This is a genomic window from Modestobacter sp. SYSU DS0290, from assembly GCF_054050955.1.
On the sequence record NZ_JBJHAI010000001.1, the window covers coordinates 108,649 to 128,696 of the forward strand.

At 74.3% G+C, this 20,048-nt stretch carries 21 protein-coding genes; all 21 read left to right on the forward strand.

The genetic code is table 11. The features are described 5' to 3' along the window. Window positions 1-160: 160 nt before the first annotated feature. The 21 genes from ACI795_RS00595 (at window position 161) to ACI795_RS00695 (ending at window position 19,992) form a co-directional block, all read left to right on the forward strand. Complete coding sequence (locus tag ACI795_RS00595; RefSeq protein ID WP_457073054.1) at window positions 161-901, forward strand: FliH/SctL family protein; 741 nt, start codon at window positions 161-163, stop codon at window positions 899-901. Continuing rightward, the gene (locus ACI795_RS00600) at window positions 898-2,211 is read left to right on the forward strand and encodes a FliI/YscN family ATPase (RefSeq protein WP_457073055.1); all 1,314 of its coding nucleotides are present in this window, start codon (window positions 898-900) and stop codon (window positions 2,209-2,211) included. Before ACI795_RS00595 ends, ACI795_RS00600 begins: the two co-directional genes overlap by 4 nt. After that, window positions 2,208-2,657: a flagellar FliJ family protein gene (locus tag ACI795_RS00605; protein WP_457073056.1), complete on the forward strand. Its 450-nt coding sequence runs from the start codon at window positions 2,208-2,210 to the stop codon at window positions 2,655-2,657. The genes ACI795_RS00600 and ACI795_RS00605 overlap by 4 nt, the downstream gene beginning before the upstream one ends. Beyond that, window positions 2,645-3,601: an NlpC/P60 family protein gene (locus ACI795_RS00610; protein ID WP_457073057.1), complete on the forward strand. Its 957-nt coding sequence runs from the start codon at window positions 2,645-2,647 to the stop codon at window positions 3,599-3,601. The genes ACI795_RS00605 and ACI795_RS00610 overlap by 13 nt, the downstream gene beginning before the upstream one ends. Next, window positions 3,598-4,887, forward strand: coding sequence for a flagellar hook-length control protein FliK (locus ACI795_RS00615; RefSeq protein ID WP_457073059.1), 1,290 nt, complete (start codon window positions 3,598-3,600; stop codon window positions 4,885-4,887). Before ACI795_RS00610 ends, ACI795_RS00615 begins: the two co-directional genes overlap by 4 nt. Before the next feature lie 12 nt (window positions 4,888-4,899). After that, window positions 4,900-5,376: a flagellar hook capping FlgD N-terminal domain-containing protein gene (locus tag ACI795_RS00620; protein ID WP_457073060.1), complete on the forward strand. Its 477-nt coding sequence runs from the start codon at window positions 4,900-4,902 to the stop codon at window positions 5,374-5,376. A 27-nt stretch (window positions 5,377-5,403) separates the two neighbouring features. After that, window positions 5,404-6,645 carry a flagellar hook protein FlgE gene (locus ACI795_RS00625; protein WP_457073062.1) on the forward strand — a complete coding sequence of 414 codons (1,242 nt, stop codon included), beginning with the start codon at window positions 5,404-5,406 and terminating at the stop codon, window positions 6,643-6,645. A gap of 156 nt (window positions 6,646-6,801) precedes the next feature. After that, window positions 6,802-7,089 carry a flagellar FlbD family protein gene (locus ACI795_RS00630; protein WP_457073063.1) on the forward strand — a complete coding sequence of 96 codons (288 nt, stop codon included), beginning with the start codon at window positions 6,802-6,804 and terminating at the stop codon, window positions 7,087-7,089. 3 nt (window positions 7,090-7,092) lie between these two features. Next, window positions 7,093-7,863 carry a motility protein A gene (locus ACI795_RS00635; RefSeq protein ID WP_457073064.1) on the forward strand — a complete coding sequence of 257 codons (771 nt, stop codon included), beginning with the start codon at window positions 7,093-7,095 and terminating at the stop codon, window positions 7,861-7,863. Beyond that, window positions 7,860-8,795 (forward strand): flagellar motor protein MotB, encoded by a 936-nt coding sequence (locus ACI795_RS00640; protein WP_457073065.1) that lies wholly within the window; start codon window positions 7,860-7,862, stop codon window positions 8,793-8,795. Before ACI795_RS00635 ends, ACI795_RS00640 begins: the two co-directional genes overlap by 4 nt. Before the next feature lie 61 nt (window positions 8,796-8,856). Further along, window positions 8,857-9,330 carry a flagellar basal body-associated FliL family protein gene (locus ACI795_RS00645; protein WP_457073066.1) on the forward strand — a complete coding sequence of 158 codons (474 nt, stop codon included), beginning with the start codon at window positions 8,857-8,859 and terminating at the stop codon, window positions 9,328-9,330. Window positions 9,331-9,513: 183 nt separating this feature from the next. Then, window positions 9,514-10,485, forward strand: coding sequence for a flagellar motor switch protein FliM (locus ACI795_RS00650; protein ID WP_457073068.1), 972 nt, complete (start codon window positions 9,514-9,516; stop codon window positions 10,483-10,485). Beyond that, entirely contained in the window at window positions 10,482-11,225 is a 744-nt protein-coding gene (gene fliN, locus ACI795_RS00655) for a flagellar motor switch protein FliN (protein WP_457073070.1), read from the forward strand. Before ACI795_RS00650 ends, fliN begins: the two co-directional genes overlap by 4 nt. Continuing rightward, complete coding sequence (locus ACI795_RS00660; RefSeq protein ID WP_457073071.1) at window positions 11,222-11,656, forward strand: FliO/MopB family protein; 435 nt, start codon at window positions 11,222-11,224, stop codon at window positions 11,654-11,656. Before fliN ends, ACI795_RS00660 begins: the two co-directional genes overlap by 4 nt. Further along, a complete protein-coding gene (gene fliP, locus ACI795_RS00665) occupies window positions 11,653-12,480 on the forward strand; it encodes a flagellar type III secretion system pore protein FliP (RefSeq protein WP_457073072.1) in 828 nt (275 codons plus the stop codon). Before ACI795_RS00660 ends, fliP begins: the two co-directional genes overlap by 4 nt. A 25-nt stretch (window positions 12,481-12,505) precedes the next feature. Next, window positions 12,506-12,781 (forward strand): flagellar biosynthesis protein FliQ, encoded by a 276-nt coding sequence (fliQ, locus tag ACI795_RS00670; RefSeq protein WP_457073073.1) that lies wholly within the window; start codon window positions 12,506-12,508, stop codon window positions 12,779-12,781. A 7-nt stretch (window positions 12,782-12,788) separates the two neighbouring features. Continuing rightward, window positions 12,789-13,553 (forward strand): flagellar biosynthetic protein FliR, encoded by a 765-nt coding sequence (gene fliR / locus ACI795_RS00675; protein ID WP_457073075.1) that lies wholly within the window; start codon window positions 12,789-12,791, stop codon window positions 13,551-13,553. A 25-nt stretch (window positions 13,554-13,578) separates the two neighbouring features. After that, window positions 13,579-14,712, forward strand: a complete 1,134-nt coding sequence (locus ACI795_RS00680; protein ID WP_457073077.1) for an EscU/YscU/HrcU family type III secretion system export apparatus switch protein — start codon at window positions 13,579-13,581, stop codon at window positions 14,710-14,712. A gap of 174 nt (window positions 14,713-14,886) precedes the next feature. Beyond that, window positions 14,887-16,932 carry a flagellar biosynthesis protein FlhA gene (gene flhA / locus ACI795_RS00685; RefSeq protein WP_457073079.1) on the forward strand — a complete coding sequence of 682 codons (2,046 nt, stop codon included), beginning with the start codon at window positions 14,887-14,889 and terminating at the stop codon, window positions 16,930-16,932. Beyond that, on the forward strand, window positions 16,913-19,753 hold the full coding sequence (locus tag ACI795_RS00690; protein WP_457073080.1) for a hypothetical protein: 2,841 nt from the start codon (window positions 16,913-16,915) through the stop codon (window positions 19,751-19,753). The genes flhA and ACI795_RS00690 overlap by 20 nt, the downstream gene beginning before the upstream one ends. Further along, window positions 19,750-19,992, forward strand: coding sequence for a hypothetical protein (locus ACI795_RS00695; protein WP_457073082.1), 243 nt, complete (start codon window positions 19,750-19,752; stop codon window positions 19,990-19,992). Before ACI795_RS00690 ends, ACI795_RS00695 begins: the two co-directional genes overlap by 4 nt. The last annotated feature ends 56 nt before the right edge of the window (window positions 19,993-20,048 follow it).

Below are 20,048 nucleotides of genomic sequence, written 5' to 3' on the forward strand. Positions count from 1 at the left end.
CGGCTCGTCGGCGGCCGACGCCGTCCCCTACCAGCGCACCGGCGACGGCGCGCCGTGGGGACGCCGCACCCGCGACCAGCAAGCCGGTGCTCCCCCGCTCGCGCCCGCCCCGGCGGTGCCGGCTCCGGCCGCCCCCCTCGACTCCGCGTCCGCGGCCACGGTGACCGCGGCCGTGGACGCCGCCGTCGGCCGGTCCCAGCCGGCCGCCCCCGCCGTCGACCCCCGCCTCCCGCTGACCGCCGACCCGGAGCGGGCCCGCTCCTGGGCGCCGGCCGCCGCCCCGGCGGACACCGTCGCGCAGCAGACGGCGGCGCGCACCGGCCCGCGCCTGGGCGAGGTCTACGCCGAGCAGCTCGCGCGGTTGCGGGAGGAGGCCCGCCGCGAGGGCTGGGCCGCCGGGCACGCCGAGGGCCTGGTCGCCGCCGAGCAGGTCGTCGCCGCCGCCGAGCGCGCGGCCGAGGAGCGGCTGGCCGACGTGCAGGCCCGCTGGGAGCGTCGACTGGCCTCGGCCACCGCCGCGCTGGGTGCCGCGGTGGAGCGGCTGGACGCCACCGCCGCCCCGGTCGTCGACGAGCTCCGCGACGACGTCCTGGACGCGGTCGTGACCCTGGTCGGGGACCTGCTCGGCCGCGAGGTGGCCACCGCCGACGCCGCCGGGCTGGACGCCCTGCGCCGCGCGCTGACGCTGTGCCCGACCGACGTCCCCGTCGTCGTCCGGCTGCACCCCGACGACCTGGCCGAGGTGCCCCCGGCAGCCCTGGCCGACCTGCCGCCGTCGGTCCGGGTCATCGGCGACCCCGACGTCGAGCGGGCCGGTGCCCTGGCCGAGGCCGGGACCCTGCGGGTCGACGCCCAGCTCGGCGCCGCCTTCGAGCGGGTCCGCGCGGTGCTGCGCTCGTGAGCGTGCTCACCGGCGGCGTGCTCGCGCGGGCCCGGACCGCGGCCCGCCCGGAGCTCTCCGGCGTGGTCACCGGTGCCATGGGGCTCACCCTCACGGTGGAGGGCGTGCCCGCCGCCGTCGGGGACCTGGTGGAGGTCAGCTCCGGCCGCCGTCCGCTGCTGGCGGAGGTCGTCGCGGTGCAGCGGGAGCGGATGACCTGCCTGCCGCTGGGCGACCTGTCCGGCGTGCACGCCGGTGCCCGGGTCCGCCCCACCGGGCGGCCGCTGCAGGTGCCGGTCGGTGAAGCGCTGCTGGGCCGGGTGCTCGACGGGCTCGGCCGGCCGATGGACGGCGGCCCCCCGCTCGGCTCGCTGGTGTCCTGGGTGGACCTGACCAGTGAGACGCCCAACGCGCTGACCCGGGAACGGGTGCGCCGTCCGCTGGCCACCGGGGTGCGCGCGCTGGACACCATGGTGCCCGCCGGCCGCGGCCAGCGGCTGGGCATCTTCGCCGGCTCCGGCGTCGGCAAGTCGACCCTGCTGTCCCAGATCACCCGGGGCACCGACGCCGACATCCGGGTCATCGGGCTGATCGGCGAGCGTGGCCGCGAGGTGCGCGAGTTCATCGAGGAGGACCTCGGCCCGGAGGGGCTGGCGCGCAGCGTCGTCGTCGTCGCCACCTCCGACGAGCCGCCGCTGGTGCGGCTGAAGGCGGCCTTCGTGGCCACCCGGATCGCCGAGGCCTTCCGCGACCAGGGCCGCGACGTCCTGCTCATGATGGACTCGATCACCCGCACCGCGATGGCCCAGCGCGAGGTGGGCCTCTCCGCCGGCGAGCCGCCGGCCACCCGCGGGTACCCGCCGAGCGTCTTCGCGATGCTGCCCAAGCTGCTGGAGAAGGCCGGCACCAGCACCACCGGCTCGATCACCGGGCTCTACACGGTGCTGGTCGACGGCGACGACCACAACGAGCCGATCGCCGACACCGCCCGCTCCATCCTGGACGGCCACGTCGTGCTCAGCCGCCGGCTGGCCACCGCCGGCCACTTCCCGGCGATCGACGTGCTCGAGTCGATCTCCCGGGTGGCCACCGCCGTCGTCCCGCCGCCGCAGATGACCGACGCCCGAGAGCTGCGCCGCATGCTCGGGGCGCTGCGGGACGTGCGGGAGCTCATCGAGATCGGCGCCTACCAGGCCGGCACCGACCCGCTGGTCGACCGGGCCCGCCGCCTGCTGCCGGAGATCGACGCGTTCCTGCGCCAGGCGACGTCGGACTCCACCCCGCCGCCTGAGGCGTGGGCCCGGCTGCACGGCCTGGTCTCCGCCGCGTGAAACAGCCCGTCTTCCGGCTGGAGCCGGTGCTGCGCCTGCGCCGCACCGAGGAGCGGACCGCGGCGCTGGCCGCGGCCGCCGCCGCCCGCGACGCGGCCGAGGCCGCCCGGCGCGCCGAGGAGGACGCCGAGGCGCTGTCGGCCCGCCGGCTGCCCCCGGCCGTCTCCGGCGCCGCCTTCGTGGCCGCGATGGTCGCATCGTCGGCCGCGGCTGCCGATGTGTCAGCTGCACGGGCGCTCGCCGTCGCCCACGCGGAACAGGCCGAACTGGTCCGGGCCCGCTGGACGGCGGCCGCCCAGCGCACCAAGGGCCTGGAGAAGCTGCGCGAGCGGCACCTGGCAGCCGCGAGCGCAGCCGCCGCGGCAGCCGAGGAGCGCGCGGTCGACGACCTGGTGACCGGCCGCCACACGACGAGGACGAGGGAGGAGGAGACGTGGAGGGACTGACCGCGGTCCACAGCCGGATCAGCGAGATCCACGCCCGTTTCCTGCGCACCCCACCGACGCAGGACGCCGCCTGGTCCACCGCCGCGTCGGCAGCCGGTCTCACCGGCACCCCGTCGACGGCGTCGGCCGGTCTCACCGGCTTCGCCGCCACCGGCACCGGCGCGGAGGTCGTGGGCGCGGCGCAGAAGTACCTCGGCGTCCCCTACCGCTGGGGCGGCACCGACCCCACGAGCGGCCTGGACTGCTCCGGCTTCACCCAGCGCGTCTTCGCCGACCTCGGCATCAGCATCCCCCGGACCTCCTCCCAGCAGGCCACCGCCGGACGTCCGGTGGCGTCGCTCGCCGAGGCCCAACCCGGTGACCTGGTCTTCTTCGACAACTCCAGCAGCCGGCCGGGCATCGACCACGTCGGGCTCTACATCGGCGGCGGCAAGATGATCGCCGCCCCGCAGGAGGGCGACGTCGTCAAGGTGCAGGACGTCGGCAACCCCACGGTGATCCGCCGTGTGCTCCCCGACGGCGCCGCCTCCACCGCCTCCGCGACGACCGGCGGCAGCGGTCTCGGCGGCGTCCCGTACGCCGACCTGTTCCGCGCCGCCGGCAGCCGGCACGGGGTCGACCCGGCCGTGCTCGCCGCGATGGCCAAGACCGAGTCGAACTTCAGCACCACGGCGGTCTCCCCCGCCGGCGCGCAGGGGCTCATGCAGTTCATGCCGGCCACCGCGCGCGGCCTGGGCGTCGACCCCGGCGACCCGGCCTCCGCCATCGACGGGGCCGCCCGCTACCTGGCGAGCCTGACCGAGCAGTTCGGCTCCACGGAACTGGCGCTGGCGGCCTACAACGCCGGCCCCGGCGCCGTGCAGCGCTCCGGCGGCGTCCCGCCCTACGGCGAGACCCGGTCCTATGTCCAGAAGGTGACCAGCGCCGCGGAGGCCTACCGATGACAGCCCCCATGTCCGCCCTGCCGATGACGCCGGCCACCGGCCGCGCGGGCAGCTCCACCGGCGGTCCGGCCACCGGGTCCGCCGAGAACGCAGCCGGGTTCGCCAGCGCGCTGGACGACGTCCTGCACGGCGCCGGCAACCCCTCCCGCCGACCCGGGAACGGCACGGGTGGCGCATCGGACGGCGCCTCCGGCGAGGGGACCGGCGACGAGACCCCGGCGACGCCGGTCGCCGTCCCGATCGACGTGCCCCCGGGGTTGTGGGCGCTGCTCGCCGCCGGGGCGTCGCTGGGCACCACACCGGGCACCCAGCCGGAGACGGCCGCTGCCGCCGCCGCGCTCATCGGCGCGGTCACCGGCGCCACGGCGACCGGCGGGCAACCGGTCGCGGTCCCGCTGCCCGGCGCCGACCCGGCCGCCGGTGACCCGGACCTCCCGCTCCCCACCGCCGCCACTCCGGTGACCGGCCCGGCGTCCGCGTCCGTCCCCGGCACGCCGGCCGCGCTGCTGTCCGCCCTCGGGCTGGTCGCCCCGGCCGGCGCACAGGCCACGACCGCAGCTACCGGGACCACCGGGGCCGACCCCGCCGTACTCCCCGCCGACGTGTCCGTGGTCGTCGTCCCGGCGACCGCGGGCGACACCCCCGACGCCGGCACCGAGACCGGTCCGGGCAGCGGTGGCGCAGCCCCCGAGCCGGACGTGGTGGGTCTCGTCGGCGGCGCGACCGCCGCGCCGGTCGCGGCCCGCACCGACCCGCTCGGCGCCTCCGGCCCCACGGCGCCCGCGGCGGAGCCGCCGGTGGCCCAGCAGCTGGGCCGCCAGCTCGGGGTGCTCAGCAACGCGCCCGACGGCAGCTCGACGATGACCCTGGTGATCACCCCCGAGGAGCTCGGCCCGGTCTCCATCCAGGTCACGGTCGCCGACGGCACCCTCGACCTGACCCTGCAAGGCGGGTCGGACGCCGGCCGGCACGCACTCACCGACGCCCTGCCCGAACTGCGGCGGGAGCTGGAGGCGGCCGGCCTGACCCTGGGCCGCCTCGCCGTCGACGCCACCACCGCCGACCTCAGCAGCACACTGCGCTCGGCGCAGCAGCAGCTGCTCGACGCCCGCGCCGGCCAGCAGGGCCAGCTCTCCGGGCAGCAGACCTCCGGGCAGCAGGGCCAGCCGGGGCAGCCCGACGCCCGGCCCCGCGGCTGGGACTCCCCCGCCGACCAGCACGGGGGGGCAGCCGCCACCCCGACCACCGACCAGTCCACGTCCACCGGCGTGGACGTCCTCGCCTGAGACGGAGGAACGATGAGCAGCCCGGTCACCGGACCCACTGGTTCCGCCGGCGCCGTCACCACGGACGCCAGCCCCTCGGTCAACCGCGGCGACCAGATGGGGAAGGACGTCTTCCTCAAGCTCCTGGTCGCGCAGATGCGCTATCAGGACCCCAGCAACCCGACCAGCAGCAGCGAGTTCATGGCCCAGACGGCGACCTTCACCCAGGTGGAGAAGCTCGAGGAGATCGCCTCGCAGAACAAGGCCCTGGTCGGGCTGCAGCGCTCGCTCAGCGCCGGTGCACTGGTCGGCCACCAGGTGACCTACACCGACACCACCGGCGAGACGAAGACCGGGACGGTGAGCGCCGTCCGGATCGCCGGCAGCGGCACGGAGACCGAACCGCAGGCGGTCGTCGACGGCGTCACCGTCGCCCTCGGCCGGGTCACCGCGGTCACCCTGCCGACCACCTCCGCTCCGGCCACCGGCACCACCCAGCCGACCGCCTGACCACCCCCGACCCCAGGAGCTCTCCCGATGCTGCGTTCCATGTTCTCGGCCATCTCCGGCCTCAAGGCGCACCAGACCAAGCTGGACGTCGCCGGCAACAACATCGCCAACGTCAACACCGTCGGCTTCAAGGGCAGCCAGACCGTCTTCGAGGACACGCTGTCCCAGGTCCTGCGCAACGGCTCCGCCCCGCAGGGCGAGACCGCCGGCTCGAACCCGGCCGCGGTCGGCCTCGGCGTCAAGGTCGCCGGGATCACCACCAACTGGACGCAGGGCTCGGCGCAGAGCACCGGTCGCTCCAGCGACTTCATGATCACCGGCGACGGCTTCTTCATCACCCAGTCCGGGAACGAGAACCTCTACACCCGGGCCGGCTCCTTCGACACCGACGGCGTCGGCAACCTGGTCACCCCCGACGGCCTGGTGCTGCAGGGCTGGATGGCCCAGAACGGCGTCGTCGACCCCGACGGCCCGCTGGAGCCGCTGCGGATCCCGCAGGGGCAGGTGCTCCCCCCGGTGGCCACCACCGGGGCGAAGATCCAGGGCAACCTCTCCGCCACCGCCACGGTCGGCACCGAGGTGACCTCGCAGATCCGGATGTTCGACGACCTGGGCAACGCCCACGAGATGTCGGTGGTCCTGACCAACACCGGGACCAACACCTGGTCGGCGACCTTCAGCGAGGGCGGCCGGACGGTGACCCGCAACCTCACCTTCGGCGACGGCACCACTGGGCCCGTCGGCCAGCTCATCGCCGGGGGCCCGATCACCTTCGACCCGGACTCCGCCGACTTCGCCCCGCCGTACACCAGCTGGGCCCAGCCGGTGACGATCGACCTGACCGGGCTGACCCAGTTCGGCGGCGCCAGCACGGCGGCGGCCAAGACCAACGAGAACACCGGCTCCGCGCTGGGCGTGCTGGAGAGCTACTCGCTGAGCAACGACGGCACGATCGTGGGCCTGTACTCCAACGGGCTCCGGCAGAACATCGGCCAGCTCGCCCTGGCCTCCTTCGTCAACCCCGGTGGGCTGGAGAAGGCCGGCAACAGCTCGTTCCGCGCCGGGGACAACTCCGGCAATCCCGTCGTCGGCCGGGCCGGCACCGGCGGCCTCGGCCAGCTCTCGGCCGGCTCGCTGGAGATGTCCAACGTCGACCTCGCCGAGGAGTTCACCGGCCTGATCGTGGCGCAGCGTGGCTTCCAGGCCAACAGCCGGGTCATCACCACCTCCGACGAGATCCTCCAGGACCTGGTCCAGCTCAAGCGCTGATGAAGGCCCCCCTCCAGGGGCCGAGGGTCCCGGTCATCCCGACGGGTGACCGGGCCCTCTCAGCTCAAGCAGCCCCCCCGTCTCGCCGATGACTGCAGTGCGCCGCGACGACGCGCGCCCCGGCGGACCGCCACCCACGACCACTGGAGCACCACCGTGATCCGACTGACGCGCCTGAACGGTCAGCACTTCGTGCTCAGTGCCGATCTCATCCAGCGCGCCGAGGGCCACCCGGACACCGTGATCACCCTGGCCGACGACACGAAGTACGTCGTCACCGAGAGCGTCGACGAGGTGGTCCGGCAGATCCGCGACTGGCGGGCGAGCATCCAGGCGGTCGCCTTCCGCATGGACCGGGGCGAGTACCGCCTGACCACCACCGACCACCAGCAGGGCCCCGACGACTCCTCGGTCGTGCCCTTCCCGACCCGAGAAGAGCGCTGACCCATGGACCCCGCCACCCTGATCGGGTTCGTCATCTCCCTGATCGCCCTGGTCGTCTTCATGATCCTGGAGGGCGCGGACCCGACGTCGCTGATCTTCCTGCCGGCGATCGTCCTGGTCGTCATCGCCACCTTCGGCGCGGCGCTGGCCAGCCAGACGATGGACGACCTGAAGAAGATCCCCACCTGGTTCAAGATGGCCGTGCTGCCGGCCAAGGTGCCGCCGGCCACCGAGCAGATCCAGACCCTGGTCAGCCTCGCCGAGAAGGCCCGCAAGGAGGGCCTGCTCGCGCTGGAGGCCCAGGTCAAGGACATCGACGACCCGTTCCTCAAGCGCGGCCTGCAGATGAGCATCGACGGCACCGACCCCGAGGACCTGCGCGCCATCCTCGAAGGCGAGATCTCGGCCAAGAAGACCGAGGACAAGGTCGCCGCCAAGTTCATGAACAACATGGGCGGCTACGCACCGACCATCGGCATCCTGGGCTGCATCGTCGGCCTGATGAACGTGATGGGCAACCTCAGCAACCCCGAGCTGCTGGGCCCGATGGTCTCCGCGGCGTTCATCGCCACGCTCTGGGGCGTCATGGCCGCCAACTTCTGGTTCCTGCCGATGGGCGCCAAGATCCTGCGGGTCAGCGCACTGCAGGCCGCCCAGATGGAGCTGCTCGTCGAGGGGATCGCCGAGATCCAGGCGGGCACCAGCCCGCGCACCGTGCGCGCCAAGCTGACCTCCCTCGTGCCGCCCAGTGAGCAGGAGCGCGAGGCGGCATGAGCAAGAGCGGCGGGCACGGCGGCCACGGTGGTGGCCGCCGCAAGAAGCACGAGGAGCACGAGGAGCACGAGAACCACGAACGGTGGCTGGTGTCCGGCTTCGACATGATGACGCTGCTGTTCGTGCTGTTCGTGGTGCTCTACGCGATGAGCTCGATCGACCTGGCCAAGTTCACCGCCTTCGCCAACGGCGCCCGCGAGGGGGCCGGCGCGCCGGTCACCATCCTCAACGACGGGGCGGCCATCGACGCGCCGGTCGAGAACGACAGCCCGCTGAAGCCCGTCCAGGTGGCCGCGGAAGCAGCCATCGACGGCACCGAGCAGACCGAGGCGGAGAAGGCGGCCGCCGAGGCGGTGGCGAAGCAGCAGGCCCAGCAGACCGCCGCAGAGGCGCAGGCCGCCTACGACCAGCTCGCCGCCGCCCGCGCAGCGCTGCAGCAGGCGCTGGCCGCCGCCGGGATGTCCGGCGCCGCCGAGTTCGTCATCGACGAGCGGGGGCTGGTGGTGCACGTCGTCTCCGACCCGGTGCTGTTCGCCCCCGAGTCCGCGGTGCTCCAGCCGCAGGGGGTCGTCGTGCTCGACGCGATGGCCCCGACCCTCACTGCGCTGCCCAACGAGATCCGGGTGGAGGGGCACGCCAACTCGCTGCCCGTCACCCAGGGCGGGCCCTGGCCGTCGAACTGGGAGCTGTCCGCCATCCGGGCCACCACCGTGCTGCGGCACCTGATCGGCCAGGGCATGCCGGAGGACCGCATGGAGTCCGCCGGCCTGAGCGACACCCAGCCGCTGGTGCCCGACAGCGACCCGAGCTACGTCACGGTCAACCGGCGGGTGGACGTGATCCTGCTGTCCACCGGCTCCGCCAAGGCCAACGCCCTGCTGCCCGGGATCGAGGCGGCCGCCCAGGCCGCCGCCCGGACGCTCGGCAACTGAGCGGCACCCGCACCACCGGTTCCAGCCACACCGACCACAGCACCACCGAGAGGAGTCACCCATGGCCAAGAAGAAGAAGGCCGACGTCGAGGACGAGGAGTCCTCGGGCGGCGGCACGATGAAGCTGATGATCGTCGCGCTGGTCGCGGTGCTCGCGATCGGCGGTGGCGCGTACTTCTTCCTGTTCAGCGGCTCCGGCGAGGCCGAGGCAGAACCCGCTCCCGAGGCCGGCAGCGTGGTCCTCGCCATCGACCCGGTGGCGATCAACCTGGCCGGGGGCAGCTACCTCAAGCTCGGCTTCGCCCTGCAGTTCACCCTCGCCTACGACGAGAGCGCCGGCGGCGGGCACGGCGCCGGCGCGACGCCGGACGGGTCCAAGGCGATGGACATCGCCATCGCGCACTTCTCCGGCGCGGCCCTCAGCGACGTGCAGGTCAACCGCGAGGCGATGAAGGCCGCGCTGCAGGAGAAGATCGTCGAGGCGTACCACGGTGACGTCTACGAGATCAACTACACGGAGTACGTCACCCAGTAGCAGGACCCCCTTGTGCCTCCCAGCACGCACGAGCTCGCCGGGACCGGCACGGGGCCGTTCCAGCACCTCACGAGGGCGCTCCTCCCCCTCTGACCCCCTGGGGTCACACCCGTGCCAGCCGGTGCCGGAGCTTCCGGCGCCGGCTGGTCAGGGTCCGGCGGTCCCCCGCCGATGAGGACATGCGTGAGCCTGTCCGACACCGTGGCCGACGCGACGAGCGCGGCCCCCCGGAGCCCCGAGGGGCAGGGCCGCACGCGTCGTCGCGAGCCCCGCACCTACGACTTCCGGCGGCCGACGAAGCTCTCGCGCGAGCACGTCCGCATCCTGCAGATCACCCAGGAGTCCTTCGCCCGCCAGGCGACCACCACGCTGACCTCGCTGCTGCGCACCGGCGTCCGGGTCGAGCTGGTCGGGATCGAGCAGTTCTCCTACGACGACTACATCGCCACGCTGCCCACCTCGTACTTCGTGGCGACCTTCACCCTCGAGCCGCTGGCCGGCAAGGGCGTGCTCGCCTGGCCCCTCGACACCGCCATGGCGATGGTCGACCACATGCTCGGCGGCTCGGGCGGCGGCGAGCAGCCCGCCCGGCCGATGACCGGCATGGAGAGCGCGATCACCGGCCACCTGCTGGACCGGCTGCTCGACGAGCTCGGCGAGGCGTTCGCCCCGGTGGCCGCGCTGACCCCGGCGCTGGACGGCGTCGAGTACAACCCCCAGCTGGCCCAGGCCGCCTCCGGCTCGGAGACGGTCATGGTCGCCACCTACAGCATGCGCGTGGGCAGCCGGGAGCCCGACGTCACGCTGGTGCTGCCCTTCTCCTCCTTCGTCGGCCCGCTGAACAACGCCGCCTCCCCGCAGCTGTCGGAGTCCGCTCGGCACAAGCGGCAGCGGGCGTTCGAGGCGCTGACCGAGCGGCTCTTCGACGTCCCGGTCGACGTGAGCGTCCGGTTCAACCCGATCGAGGTGCCCTCCGGCGACCTGCTGTCCCTGGCGGTGGGCGACGTCCTGCTGCTGCGGCACGCGCAGGACAGCCCGCTGCAGGTCACCACCAACGACGTCACGTTCGCGCACGCCCTGCCCAGCAACCACCGGCGCCGCCTGGCCGCCGAGATCGTCCCCGACACCGCGACCGGCGGAAAGGACCCAGCATGACCACCGCCTTCGGCACCGACCGCTCGTCGGACTCCGAGACCATCGCTGCCGCGGTCGCGGCAGCGGCCCAGGCCGCTGCCGCCGCCCTCCCCGCCGAGCTGGACCTGCGCGCCGGGGCCCCGGTCAGCGACCCGGAGTCCGTCCCGCTGCCGGCCGAGCCCGGCATCGCGGTCACCGCCGCCCTGGGCGGTGAGGTCAGCGGCGACATCGTCCTGGTGCTCTCCGCCGAGATCGTCGCCGCGCTGACCAACTCCCCGGTCGGGCCGATGGACGTGCCCACGGCGCTCCGTCCGGCCCTGGAGGCCGCCGCCGCCGCGCTCGGCCGGGTGCGGGTCGCCGCCGAGCGCACGGAGGACGTCGTCGCGGCGCTGGACGGGCTGCGGGACAAGGGCGTCTTCCTCGCCGTCCCGCTGGCCGCCGGTGGCGAGGTCTCGGCCACCCTGGCGCTGCAGGTCACCCTGCCCCAGCCGCGCGAGCGGCGCGGCAGCCTGGACCTGCTGCGCAACGTGGCCATGGAGGTCACCGTCGAGATCGGCCGCACCCGGATGACCGTCTCTGAGCTGCTGTCGCTGCACCCGGGCGAGGTCATCGAGCTCGACCGCGCTGCCGGTGCCCCGGCCGACCTGCTGGTCAACGGCACCCTGATCGCCCGCGGCGAGATCGTCGTGGTCGACGAGGACTTCGGCCTGCGGATCAGCGAGATCGTGACCGAGGCCGGCGAGTACGGGCGGCCTCAATGACGTGGATGGTCATCCGGCTGGTGCTGTCGCTGGCCTTCGTCGCCGGGGTGCTGCTGTTCGCGGCCCGGATCGCCAAGAAGAAGGGCCTGGGCCAGGGCACCGGCGTCATCGAGGTGGTGAGCCGGCAGCGGATGGGCCGCGCCAGCAGCGTCTCGGTGCTGCGCGTCGCCGGCCGGGTGCTGGTGATCGGGTCGACCGAGGAGCAGGTGACCCTGCTCGCCGAGCTGGAGGACGAGGAGCTGCAGACCGCCCTCGCGGCCCAGCCCCGGTCCCAGGCGGTCACCGCCGACGGCGAGACCCGTGAGCTGCCCGCCGGGGTGCCCGCGCTGGCGCGCAGCAGCTCCGGCCCGCTGGCCGGCTCGGTGCTCGACCGCGGGACGTGGACGACGGTGGTGCAGGAGCTGCGCGACCGAACGGTGCGCCGGTCGTGAGCGCGCTCGCCGCGCCGGCCACCCGTGCCTGGGGCCGGCGGGCCGGCTGGGTCGCGCTGCTGAGCGTGCTGGCGGTGGTCGCGCTGGTGCTGCTGGCCGGCCCCGCGCTGGCGGCGCCGACCCCGCCCACCGAGCCGGTCGCCCCGGTCGCCCCGGTGGTCGACAACGGCGGGCTGGACATCAACATCGGGGGCAACAGCCCCAGCACCGCGGTCACCCTGCTGCTGGCGATCACCGCGCTGTCGATCGCGCCGTCGGCGCTGCTGCTGGTCACCTCGTTCACCAAGATCCTGGTGGTGCTGGCGCTGACCCGCAACGCCCTCGGGTTGCCCACCTCCCCGCCGAACCAGGTGCTCACCGGGATCGCGCTGTTCCTGACGATCTTCGTGATGGGCCCGGTGTTCAGCGACATCAACGACGTCGCGGTCCAGCCCTACCTGGACGGCGCGATCACCGCCTCGGCGGCCTACGACTCCGGCGTCGAGCCCTTGAAGGCCTTCCTGCTGGACAACACCCGCGACGACGAGCTCAAGCTGATGGTCGGGCTCTCCGGCGAGGAGCGGCCGGCCGACGCCGCATCGGTCAGCATGATGACCCTGGTCCCGGCGTTCGTGCTCTCCGAGCTCAAGAGCGCCTTCATCATCGGGCTGGTCGTGTTCATCCCGTTCCTGGTGCTCGACATGCTGGTCAGCGCCTCGCTGATGGCGATGGGCATGATGATGGTCCCGCCGACGGTGGTCTCCCTGCCGTTCAAGCTGCTGCTGTTCGTCATCGTCGACGGCTGGGCGCTGATCACCACGGCGCTCGTGGGGTCCTACACGTGAGCGCCCGCATGACCGGGGGCGAGCCGTGAGCGACGCCGACGTCACCGAGATCGCCACGCAGACCATGCTGATCGCGGCTAAGGTCGCCGCCCCGATCCTGCTGACCGCACTGCTGGTCGGCTTCATGATCTCGCTGTTCCAGGCGGCGACCCAGATCCAGGAACCGACGCTGTCGTTCGTGCCGAAGATGATCGCGGTGGCCATCGCGCTGCTGGTGACCGGCAACTGGGTGCTCGCGGAGCTGGTCTCCTTCACCGAGCACCTGTTCGAGTCGCTGCCGCGGTTGCTCGGCAGGAGCTGAGGCCGCGGTGGACCTCCAGGTCCCCTCGGCGACGCTGGCCGCGCTCCTGCTGGCCACCGTGCGCGCCGGTGGGTTCATCGTGCTGGCCCCGCCGTTCAACTCCAACGGCATCCCGCTGGCGGTCAAGGGCGCGCTCGCCGTGGCGCTGTCGCTGGTCGTGTTCCCGCAGCTCTCGGGCACCCTGCCGGAGATCACCGCCGGCTTCCTCGTCGTCTCGACGATCACCGAGGCGGTCATCGGGGCCGCGCTGGGCTTCGTCGTCCAGGTGCTGTTCACCGCCGTCCAGCTGGCCGGCGACCTCATCGACGTCACCGGGGGCTTCTCCCTGCAGCCGGCGTACGACCCGCTGTCGCTGACCACCAACGCGGCCATCGGCAAGCTGCACTACCTGCTGGCGATCACCCTGCTGTTCACCAGTGGTGGCCACCTGCTGCTGGTCCGCGGCTTCGTCACGTCGTACCAGGGGCTCCCGGTCGGCGGCTCCCTGCCCACCGACCAGCTGGGAGAGGCGCTGGTCACCGCGTTCTCGATGATGTTCCTGGCCGCGCTGCAGATCGCCGGGCCGATGGTGGCGGTGCTGCTGCTGGCCGACGTCGCGCTGGCGCTGCTGTCCCGCGCGGCCCCGGCGCTGAACATCTTCGCCATCGGTTTCCCGGTGAAGATCATGACCACCCTGGCCCTGCTGGGGCTCACCTTCCCGCTGCTCCCGCCCGCGCTCGACTCCCTGATGGAGACCGCGGTCCGGGCGATGACCTCGCTGCGGAGCGGCTAGTGGACGTCCGGGGAGGTGAGGACTGATGGCCAAGGACGGGCCCGGCGGTGAGAAGACAGAGAAGCCGACACCGCAGAAGCTCAAGCAGGCCCGCAAGGACGGCCAGATCCCGCGGACGCAGGAACTGGGCACGTGGCTGGGCGCCGCCGCGGCCAGCGTGCTGCTGCCGATGCTGGTGGGCCGTGCGTTCGACTCCGTGCAGGAGCTGTTCGTGCAGGTCGGCGCGGTGGCCAACAACCCGGAGCCGGCCGCGCTGTCGGAGCTGATGGGGCGCGCGCTGAGCGCGTTCCTCACCACCCTGCTGCCGATGGCGCTGGCCATGATGCTGATCGGCGCGCTGGCCTCCGCGTCCCAGGGCGGGGTCACCCTCGCCACCAAGGGGATGAAGCCGACGCTGAAGAAGCTCAACCCGTTCCCCGGGATGAAGCGGATGTTCGGCACGCACGGTCTGTGGGAGGCGGTCAAGGCCATCATCAAGACGGTCGCGCTCGCCACGGTCATCGTGGTCACCTCCGACGACGCCCAGCACCTGGTCTCCGCCTCCGGCGCCCTGCCGCTGTCGGAGATCACCCGGGTGTTCACCGACTCGGCCGTGCTGATGTTCCGCGTCGTCGGGTTCACCGGTCTGGCGATCGCGCTCGCGGACTACCTCGTCGTCCGCAAGCAGACGATGACCAAGCTCAAGATGAGCAAGTACGAGATCAAGCAGGAGCACAAGCAGTCCGAGGGCGACCCGCACATGAAGGCCCAGCGCCGGGCCACCCAGCTGTCGATGTCGCGCAACCGGATGATGTCGGAGATGGCCGACGCCGACGTGCTGCTGGTCAACCCCACGCACGTGGCGGTCGCGCTGAAGTACGACCCGATGAAGGGCGCCCCCCGGGTGGTCGCCAAGGGCGCCGGTGAGGTCGCCGCGCGGCTGCGTGCCCGGGCCGAGGAGTGCCGGGTGCCGATGGTGCAGGACGTGCCGCTGGCCCGCGCGCTGCACGGGTCGTGCGAGATCGGCCAGGAGGTGCCGCCCCAGCTGTTCACCGCCGTCGCCCGGGTGCTGGCCTTCGTCATGCACCTGTCCGCCCGCGGGGTGCGCGGCGGCGTGCACCGGCCGGGTTTCGAGGCGCCCTCGATCGAGGGGCTGCCCAAGGCCGGACGGCGCCGCTGATGAAGGACCCCGGCCAGGGGCCGTGCCTGGGGCCGGCGGCGCTGGTGTGACTGCCGGTGTGGCGCTCCACCGTGCGGTACCGGGCGTCCCCGGGACTGCCGAGAACGGCGGTGGAGGGGCGCTGCGGCGTCCCCGGTCACCGCCGGCACCGCACAGCACAGGAGAAGAGGTCTCGTGGGCAAGCTGACGAAGGCAGCCGTCCCCATCGGGGTCGTCTCCATCGTCCTGATGCTCGTGGTGCCGCTGCCGGCACCCGTGCTGGACCTGCTGCTCGCCCTGAACATCGTCGGGTCGCTGCTGATCCTGCTCGTCGCGATGAACATCAAGCGGCCGCTGGACTTCGCGATCTTCCCGTCCCTGGTGCTGATCGCGACGCTGATGCGCCTGGCGCTGAACGTCTCCTCGACCCGCCTGGTCCTCACCGACGGTTACGCCGGCAAGGTCATCGAGGCCTTCGGGCACTTCGTGATCGGCGGCTCGCTGATCGTCGGCCTGGTGATCTTCGTGATCCTGACGATCATCCAGTTCGTCGTCATCACCAACGGTGCCGGCCGCGTCGCCGAGGTCGGCGCCCGCTTCACCCTCGACGCGATGCCCGGCAAGCAGATGGCGATCGACGCCGACCTCAACGCCGGCCTGATCAACGAGAAGCAGGCCCGCAAGCGGCGCACCGAGGTCACCGCCGAGGCCGACTTCTACGGCTCGATGGACGGCGCCAGCAAGTTCGTCAAGGGCGACGCCATCGCGGCCATCATCGTCACGCTGATCAACCTCATCGGCGGCTTCGCGATCGGCGTGATGCAGCGCGGGATGGCGCCGGGCGAGGCGGTCACCACCTACTCGCTGCTGTCGGTCGGCGACGGCCTGGTCTCGCAGATCCCGGCGCTGCTGATCTCCACCGCCACCGGCCTGATCGTCACCCGCTCGGCCTCCCAGGGCGACATGGGCTCGGACCTGATCAGCCAGCTGAGCCGCAACAAGCAGCCGGTGCGGATCGCCGGCCTCGCCGCGCTGGCGCTGTGCCTGATCCCCGGCCTGCCCAAGCTGCCGTTCCTGCTGATCGGTGGCCTGGTCCTGTTCATCTCCACCCGGCTCACCGACCAGGTCGAGGAGGACGACGACGAGAGCACGCCCGGCGACGCCGCCGCGGCCGAGCCGCAGCCGGACTCCCCCGAGGCGATCGCCGACCGGATGCGGGTCGACCCGCTGGAGCTGGAGGTCGCCTTCGACCTGGTCGAGCTGGTCGACACCGCCCGCGGCGGGGACCTGCTGGACCGGGTGAAGGCCCTGCGGCGCAAGGTCGCCATGGAGACCGGGCTGGTCATCCCGCTGGTCCGCACCCGCGACAACCTGGACCTGCCGGCGTCGCAGTACGTCATCTGGCTCAACGGCGTCCCCGCGGCCAAGGGCAGCTCCCCCGCCGGCACGGTGCTCGCGATCGGCGACCACCTCGACGGGCTGCCCGGCAAGGCCACCCGCGAGCCGGTGTTCGGGCTGCCCGCCAAGTGGGTGCCCGCCGAGCTGCAGCGCCAGGCCGAGATGGCCGGGGCCACCGTCGTCGACCGCTCCTCGGTGATCACCACCCACCTGGCGGAGGTCGTCCGGCAGAACGCGTCGTCGCTGCTGGGCCGGGAGGACGTCAAGGTGCTGGTGGAGATGGTCCGCCGCACCCACCCGGCGGTCGTGGAGGAGCTCACCCCGACGCTGCTCAGCCTGGGCGAGGTGCAGCGCGTGCTGCAGGCCCTGCTGGACGAGGGCGTCTCCATCCGCGACCTGGTCCGCATCTTCGAAGCGCTCTCGTTGCGGGCCAAGATCTCCACCGACCTGGACGGCCTGGTCGAGGCGGTGCGCTCGGCGCTCGGGGCGGCGATCAGCCACCCCTACGTCACCCCCGACGAGCGGCTGCACGTGATCACCCTGGACCCGACCTTCGAGCAGCGACTGCTCGAGGCGGTCCGGCCGACCGAGGGCGGCCAGGTCCTGGCGCTGGACGGGCACACCGTCGACGCGCTGGTCCGCGGCTGCACCGACCTCCTCGAGGAGGCCGACCGGATGAACCTCTCCCCCGTCCTCGTGTGCTCGCCGCAGGTGCGCGCCGCGCTGTCCCGCCTGGTCCGCCAGGTCCTGCCCCGGCTGTCGGTCATCTCCTACAACGAGGTGTCCCGCACGGCCCAGATCGAGTCACTGGGAGTGGTGAGCGGTGCCGTCGCGATCCGTTGAGGCCGCCACGCGGGACGAGGCGATCGCCGCGGCACGCGAGGAGTTCGGGCCGGCCGCCCGCGTCGTCGGGGTCCGCCGGATCCGGTCCGGCGGGATGTTCGGCTTCTTCGCCTCCGAGCGCTACGTCGCCGAGGTCGAGCTGCCGCGCACCCCCGAGCCCGCCACGGCCACCCCGAAGGCCCCGCGCCGGGCCACCGCGGCCGCCGCCGCCCGCGCCGCCCAGCCGTCGCTGGCCGACCGGATGGACGAGCTCTCCGACCTGCTCGGCGACGGGCCCGCCGAGGAGCCGGCCGCCGGCCTGTACTCGCGCGTCGGTGCGGCCCGGGTCGAGGAGTCGCCCGCCGCCCCGTCCGCCGCCGCTGCCCCCGCCGCCCGGCCCGCCGCCGGGCTGTTCGGCACCAGCCTGCGCGAGCAGCCGGCCGAGCCGGCCCGCACCCCGGCATCGCCGTCTCGCGGCTCGTCGGCGGGCCAGCGCCGGCCGACCGAGGCCGCGCGCCCCGCGCAGCCGGCGGCCTCGGCCTCGACCGCCAAGCCCTTCACCCCCGCCCGGCACACCCTGATGCTGTCGCCCGACGAGCTCACCGCGCCCCCGGCGCAGGAGGCGGAGCCGGCGACCGGCGACGCCGCCCCGTCGCCGTTCGCCGCCGCCCTCACCCGGATGGTGTCCAGCGACGCACAGGTGCAGTCGGCGGTCGCCGACGTCGCCGAGGCCGAGGCCGCCGCCGCCGAAGCCGCGCGGCTGGAGTCCGCGGCGGCCGACGCCGCCCGCCGCGAGGCCGCTGACGCCGAGGCCGCCCGCATCGAGGCCGCCGCGGCCCAGGCCGTGGCCGCCGAGGCCGCCCGGCTGCAGGCCGCCCGGCTCGAGGCCGCCGCCGCCGAGGCCGCCCGCCTGGAGGCAGCCCGGATCACCGCCGAGGCCGAGGCCGCCGCCGCAGCCGAAGCCGCCCGGATCAAGGCCGAGGCGGAGGCCGAGGCAGCCGCCGAAGCGGCCCGCATCCGCGCCGAGGCCGAGGCCGAGGCCGCCGCCGAAGCCACCCGCATCCGCGCCGAGGCCGAGGCCGCAGCTGCCGAGGCAGCCGCCGAGGCAGCCCGGGTCCGCGAGGAGGCCGAGGCCGCCGCCGCAGCCGAGGCAGCCCGGCTGGAGGCCGCGCGCGTCGAGGCCGCCCAGCTGGAGGCGGCGCGGCTCGAGGCCGCCCGGGTGCAGGCCGAGGCGGAGGCCGCCGAGGCGAACGCCCGGGCCGCGGCCGAGGAGGCCCGCCAGGCCGCGGAGGCGGAGGCCGCCGCGGAAGCCGGGCGCCGGGCAGCTCCGCAGTCGATGGTCGACTCGGTGCGCAGCGCCGACGACGAGCTCGCCGACCTGCTCGAGCAGGTCCTCGCCGCCAACGGCTCCGGCCGCGGCCGGCACCGCTTCCCCGAGCCGGTCGCCGAGGTCCCCGCCGCCCCCGAGGCGCCGGCGACCACGGAGTTCGCGCTCCCCGGGCTGGCCGGTGCACGCCCCGCGGTGCCCCCGGTCCGCGACGTCCCGCAGCCGTGGGCCTACGCCCCCGCCGGGCTCGACGAGGACGTCGACGGCCCGGGTGCCGGGAACCTCGATGCCGACGAGTCCGCCACCGGCGCCTACGACACCGGCGCCTACCGGACCGACGACCGCGGCCAGTGGACCACCGCCACCACCGGCCCGCAGCGCGTCGTCGACGCCGTCCTCGTCGAGGAGGCGCCGCGGCGCCCCGTCGCGCGGGAGGCCGAGCCCCTCGCGGACCACCGCGTCGCCGCGCCCCTGGCGTCGGCCGCGCTGGCCCGCACCGCGAGCGACCCGGCTCCGCTGCCGCTGGACGCCACCACCGTCCTCCCCCCGCTGTCGCTGCTGCCCCCGCAGCACCACGGCGGTCCCGCCGGCGCGCCGCCGCTGCTGCGGTCCCGGCCCGCGGTGCCGCCGGCGCGCGGTGGCCGCCCGCCGGTGCCCCCGGTCCGCCCCGCCGGCAGCCGGCTGCCGCTGGTCACCCGGCCGGTGCGCATCGAGCTGCCCGCCGCGCCGACCCCGGCGGCCGACCCCGCGCCCGTCGCGGAGCCCGAGGGCCAGCTGGCCACCGTGACCCGGCTGGTGCCGGTGCGGTCGGCCGAGGTCGAGCCCTACGCGGTGAGCCTCGCCGAGGAGTTCGTCATCCGGCTGCTCACCCTCGGCGTGCCGCACACCCTGCTCGGCGCCGACTTCCTGGCCGACGTCGCCGCCCGCGGGGTCTACGCGGCCCTCACCCGGACCCTCGTGGAGAACCTGCCCCCGGCCCCCCGTTTCCCCGTCCAGCCGGGCGAGGTGCTGCTGGTCGTCGGCCCGGGCGCGGAGACCTTCGCGACGGCGCGCGCCCTGGCGCTCACGCTGCGGCTGGACCCCGAAACCGTGCAGTGGGCCAGCTCCGGTGCGCTCGCGCAGCTGGCCCCGGAGGCGAGCCGGATCAGCTCCCTGGAGACCGCGCTCGAGCGGCGCCGGGCCAGCGCCTCGGCCGGGACGGTCACGATCGTCGCCGTCGACGCACCGCTGCGCACCGCCGGCGGGCCGTGGCTGGAGCACATGCTGGCCGTCTGGTCGCCGACCGCGGTGTGGGCCGTGCTCGACTCGACCCGCAAGCCCGAGGACCTGGTGCCGTGGCTCGACGGGCTGCCCCGGGTCGACGCGGTGGTCGTGCAGGACACCGACTCCACCGCTGACCCGGCCGCCGTCCTCGGCCACCTGCAGGTGCCGGTGGCGCTGATCGACGGGGCCCGGGCCACCGCACACCGCTGGGCCTCGCTGCTGTGCGAGCGACTGGAGGAGCTGGAGGCGTGATCGGCCCGTTCCGCAAGGACGTGCTGGTGACCGGCTTCGTGCTGGCCATCCCCGTCCTCGCGCTCGGTCTCCGGGGCGACCTCAGCACCGACGAGGTGCTCACCCGCGTGCTGTGGTGCCTGGGCGCCGGGTGGGTGGCCGTCGGGCTGGTGCTCTGGGCCACCACCCCGGCCCGCCGTCCCCCGCGAACGCCGGCCGCGGCGCCGGTGCCCGAGCCCGAGCAGCCGACCACCTCCTGACCGGCCCGCCCGCGCGCGTCCCACGCTCTTCACCCGCGTTCCATGCGCCGCAGCAC

What these genes read in the sequence shown, in the direction of transcription:
- ACI795_RS00615 (WP_457073059.1), top strand. Translation starts at nt 3,598, where the DNA reads ATGACAGCCCCCATGTCCGCCCTGCCGATGACGCCGGCCACCGGCCGC.
- ACI795_RS00620 (WP_457073060.1), top strand. Translation starts at nt 4,900, where the DNA reads ATGAGCAGCCCGGTCACCGGACCCACTGGTTCCGCCGGCGCCGTCACC.
- ACI795_RS00625 (WP_457073062.1), top strand. Translation starts at nt 5,404, where the DNA reads ATGCTGCGTTCCATGTTCTCGGCCATCTCCGGCCTCAAGGCGCACCAG.
- ACI795_RS00635 (WP_457073064.1), top strand. Translation starts at nt 7,093, where the DNA reads ATGGACCCCGCCACCCTGATCGGGTTCGTCATCTCCCTGATCGCCCTG.
- ACI795_RS00640 (WP_457073065.1), top strand. Translation starts at nt 7,860, where the DNA reads ATGAGCAAGAGCGGCGGGCACGGCGGCCACGGTGGTGGCCGCCGCAAG.
- ACI795_RS00645 (WP_457073066.1), top strand. Translation starts at nt 8,857, where the DNA reads ATGGCCAAGAAGAAGAAGGCCGACGTCGAGGACGAGGAGTCCTCGGGC.
- fliN (WP_457073070.1), top strand. Translation starts at nt 10,482, where the DNA reads ATGACCACCGCCTTCGGCACCGACCGCTCGTCGGACTCCGAGACCATC.
- ACI795_RS00660 (WP_457073071.1), top strand. Translation starts at nt 11,222, where the DNA reads ATGACGTGGATGGTCATCCGGCTGGTGCTGTCGCTGGCCTTCGTCGCC.
- ACI795_RS00680 (WP_457073077.1), top strand. Translation starts at nt 13,579, where the DNA reads ATGGCCAAGGACGGGCCCGGCGGTGAGAAGACAGAGAAGCCGACACCG.